Here is a 3,953-nt window from a genome sequence, read left to right on the forward strand (position 1 = left end):
CTGGAGATAACCGCCGATGGATAGTGTGAATGTAATTGCCGCGCCTGCAGTCGTTGGCGCGCTCGTCCTGAGCGGACGGTTCCAGCGCCCGCTGTCTTTCGACCTCGAGCGCCTCAAGGGTTACGAAAGCGTGCTGGCCACGCCGTTCGACTTGCGCTGCTACACGACGAATCGTTTCATCCGCAGTGTCGAGCCGTATCGCGGCGTGCGTTTGACGACCCTGATTTCGGAAGCGGGCCTGCCGAACGAGGTGCCGGGCGAGTTCAAGCGCACGGTGTTCGTGGCGGTGGGGCACGATGGCTACGTCGTGACGTTCTCGTGGCATGAACTGTTCAACACGCCGGTCGGCGAGAACGTGCTGATCGCGTACGAATGCGGTGGCCGCGCGCTCGATGCCGAGGACGGCGCTCCGATTCTGTTTTCCGGTTCTGCCATCCTGCCCGCACCACGCCACGTCAAACGTCTCGCGCGAATCGAAGCGCATGTTTTGACGCCTTTGGCGTAGGCGATTCGCGCGACAGGCGTAACATGGCTGGCTGTTCATCATCGTGTTGCCACCATGTCTGACGAACCGCTTTCGCCTGTTGCGGATGTTGCCGCGCGCAGCCCGGAACCGTTGCTTGCGTCGCTCGATGCGCAGGTTGCCGAGCGTACGGCAAAGTGGCTGGCCGGTGCCACGAATGCTGCGTCGCCTGATACTCAACTGTTCGCCAAACTGATCGCCGCTCGCGACGTGCGCCGCGAACTCGCGCTGTTGGGGTTGTCGCAACAGGCGTGGCGCGCGCTACGGAAGCGGCACTTTGCGCACGCGCCCGTGCCCGCGCCGTTGTCTTCATTGCCGCCCGTCGACACCAGCGAACACGCGGAATTCGTCGAAACGCTACACACGCTGCTGCTCACGTATTCCAGCACGGCCGTCGATGCGAACGACGCTCGCTGCCTCGCCTCGATCATCGCTCACGCGTGCCTGCGGCCGGATCACCTGTGGTGCGACCTCGGCCTCGCGGGCCGCGAAGAAGTCACATGGATGCTGACGCGTTATTTCCCCTCGCTCGTCGTGCTGAATGTCGGCAACCTGCGCTGGAAGAAATTCCTCGCCCAGCAACGCGCGCTTTCGTTAGGCCTTCAGCCCGGTCCGGCTCCCGGTTGCCCGGGCTGCGAAGACTACGGGCATTGCTTCCCGGACCACCACTGAAGGCCATTCAGCCAGGATGGCAGGGCGAGGCGGTTCGTGTATGCTTTCGCGCATGGCTGATACCGCGAAAACCAAACCAGCACCCGCAACAAGATCCGCGAAACCGCGCCCCGAAGTGCGCTTCAGAATGCGCATCCGCAGCGGTGATGCTGTCGCGCTTGGGCCGGGCAAAGTCGAACTGCTCGAAGCCGTGCGCGAATACGGCTCGATCTCCGCTGCGGCGCGCAGCCTCGGCATGTCGTACCGGCGCGCCTGGCTGTTGATCGACGAGCTCAACCGCTCGCTCAAAGCGCCCGCCACGCACTCGGAGCAGGGCGGTCAGAGCGGCGGTGGCTGTACGCTGACGCCGGTCGGCGAAAGCATCATTCGTCTGTACCGCGATGTCGAAGTAGAGGCGCAACGAAGCTGCGCGAAACAGATCGCCGAGCTGACCAGGATGATCCGTTCCTGAGTGGCGGAGTTTCAACCGTGGCGCAGGCAAAACGCCGACGGTGGCGGATTGCCCAACTGGGCAAGATGCTCAGGGCGCAGGCGGTCCATCAATTCGACAAAGCTCGCCACGCTCGCGGTGCGCAACGGATGGTAGTCAATCTGATGGCGTTCGCAAACCCGCTTGAGCGTATTCATCGAATCGTGATCGACGCAGTCGACCGGAAACACGACGATATCCGCGCCCGGTAACGCGGCGGCAAGCAGACCTTTGCGATCTTCCACGCCGCCGTCGTGCACCACGAAATCACCGCCGGCGGCCTCCACCAGCCGCTTGAGCGCGGCATTCGAGCCGGGCCGGCCGCCCACGTACATAATCCGTTTGCCACGTACCCCGTCGAGGCTGGCTTGCCGCGTCCCCGCGCCATGGCTGTCCGCGGCATCCACGGTCGCGCGTTCCAGCGCATCGCATTCGCTTTGCACCAGCTTGAGAAGCGCCAACGCCTGGTCGCGGCTCTTGCGTAACGTGAGCGCCGCGCCTTGCTCCTGCTGCACGCGCTGTTCCGCGGCCTCACGACGGCTCGTATGCAGCGCCACCCGCTGATCGGTGTCGGCCAGCTTGTCACGCAGCCTTGCTATCTCGGCTTCGAGATCGGTGGGATCCGCCGGCGTCTGGCGCGTGGCCAGGGCTGTGAGCTGCGCGATCTGCTCGTTGAGCGCGGCGATCGATGCGTCGCGCTGCGTGCTGATCTCCTGCAGGCGGCTTTGCTGCCGCTCGACTTTCTCTTTCAACTCGGCGTTTTCCGCTTCGAGCGCAACCAGTCTGCGAATGTCCGCGCGATTCGCCGCGCCGACCAGATGCGACAGCATATGCAATTCGCCGAACGCTTTCTGGCGCACGTGCAAGGTCGCGTACGGATGCGTCATCAAGGCCCAGTAAGCAGGCGGAATGTCGCCACTTTTCAGCGCTTCGTCCCAGAGCTTGAGCAACTCGACGTCGTCGGCGGCTTTATCGAAGCGGCGGATCGCTATCGCATAGTGCTCGTCGAGCAACTTGTGCAGAGCTTTGGCACCCGCGCCGCCATCGATCGCGAGTTCGACGGCCGAGTGATGAATCTCGAGATCGCTAGCGTCCCGGCGATCGAGACCAGTGAATTTAGGCACCAGCTTGCGCAGTTCGTGCGTGCTGAGACAGGTGCCGATGATTGAACAATGCAGTTGGCCGGCGAGCTCCGCGAGGCGCGCGCGCCGTTTGGTATTCGAGAACGACGCCTGGGCAGGCGTGCAACACGGGTCGGCTGCGCGCAGGCCGGTGCCGGCGACTTCGTCGCCGGACAGTTTGAGGCGCTGGGGCTGGGCGAGACGAAATGGCGGCGTGTGCATGAGGACCTCGAATCCGGTTCTGGCGTCAGGCTGATTGAATGTGCGTGCGGGACACGCTCGCCGCGCAAGCGCTGCCGGCGATATATTCGAAAAGATATAGCGAGAGGCAAAATAAAACGTTCATGTGGGGCAATGACGAATCAGTCGTTTGGGCGGACGAGAATGGGCTCGGCGCGTGATTTGCGCTGAGTGGCCGCGGGCGCTGCCGCGATAGTGCGGCCGGTGGCGCGCCGGACGACGCCCGGCGTCGTGTCGCCGGCTGCCCGTGCATGCTGGTCCAGAACGTGGCCAACACACAGGCCGATAAATGCCGCGTCGAGCCGTTCGAGTTCCGTCACCACCTTGCGTAACGCGGCCAGATCGTTGCTGAAGGCATCCGAGAAAATCGCGTCGCGAAGTTGCTCGGCCGAGCGCGCTTCTTCGATCGAAGCTTTCAGATCGCGCAGACGCGCGAAAGCCGCCGCCTTCGCCTGCTCGGCCAGGATCGACAGCAACTGATTCAGCGAGTGCGAGCCCGAAGTGCCTACCGAGGCGAAGTTCAACTGGTCGTCCGTCAGCATTAGCACGAAGCGCTGCACGCTGCCGTAAAGGCGCCGGTAGGCATCGACGACATCGCGGATCAGCTCGGCGCGGCCGCGTTCGGACGCTGACTTCACCGCGACGATAGTCGACGAAAGCCCCTTCGGGGCGCCTCCCGCCGGGTCGGACAATGTGGATCGCAATGTGGGTCGACTACGCACCGCTGCTGGCTCCTGCTTGCTTGTTTCGCTTCGTCGTGCGCGATCGACGGGCGAGCCGCCGCGCTCCACGAGAGCATACCGTGATATTCGACAGGATATAACGAAAGCCGTCGCGAGGGTAGCGGAGGCCGCCCGACTGGGTCTTGTCGCCCCGGCAGCGGCTTTGCCATTCGACCGGCCCTCGCCGCACTGGCAGTTGCTTTGCC

Annotated in this window: 5 protein-coding genes; 3 read left to right on the forward strand and 2 right to left on the reverse strand. The window is 63.9% G+C overall.

Annotated elements, in window-relative coordinates; translation table 11 throughout:
* Positions 1–16 precede the first annotated feature (16 nt).
* Genes VFE81_RS14285 through VFE81_RS14295 form a run of 3 tightly spaced genes read left to right on the forward strand, consistent with a single transcriptional unit; the run spans position 17 to position 1,646 of the window.
* The gene (locus VFE81_RS14285) at positions 17–505 is read left to right on the forward strand and encodes a molybdopterin-dependent oxidoreductase (protein ID WP_325045221.1); all 489 of its coding nucleotides are present in this window, start codon (positions 17–19) and stop codon (positions 503–505) included.
* Positions 506–559: 54 nt separating this feature from the next.
* Positions 560–1,195 (forward strand): nitrogen fixation protein NifQ, encoded by a 636-nt coding sequence (locus tag VFE81_RS14290; protein ID WP_325045222.1) that lies wholly within the window; start codon positions 560–562, stop codon positions 1,193–1,195.
* A 40-nt stretch (positions 1,196–1,235) separates the two neighbouring features.
* Positions 1,236–1,646, forward strand: a complete 411-nt coding sequence (locus VFE81_RS14295; protein WP_414695593.1) for a winged helix-turn-helix domain-containing protein — start codon at positions 1,236–1,238, stop codon at positions 1,644–1,646.
* 11 nt (positions 1,647–1,657) lie between these two features.
* Here VFE81_RS14295 and VFE81_RS14300 read toward each other — a convergent pair whose 3' ends face one another.
* Positions 1,658–3,007 carry a DUF2325 domain-containing protein gene (locus VFE81_RS14300; protein ID WP_325045224.1) on the reverse strand — a complete coding sequence of 450 codons (1,350 nt, stop codon included), beginning with the start codon at positions 3,005–3,007 and terminating at the stop codon, positions 1,658–1,660.
* A gap of 140 nt (positions 3,008–3,147) precedes the next feature.
* A complete protein-coding gene (locus VFE81_RS14305) occupies positions 3,148–3,747 on the reverse strand; it encodes a hypothetical protein (RefSeq protein WP_325045225.1) in 600 nt (199 codons plus the stop codon).
* Positions 3,748–3,953: the final 206 nt, after the last annotated feature.

The organism is Paraburkholderia sp., from assembly GCF_035656215.1.
Taxonomy (GTDB): domain Bacteria; phylum Pseudomonadota; class Gammaproteobacteria; order Burkholderiales; family Burkholderiaceae; genus Paraburkholderia.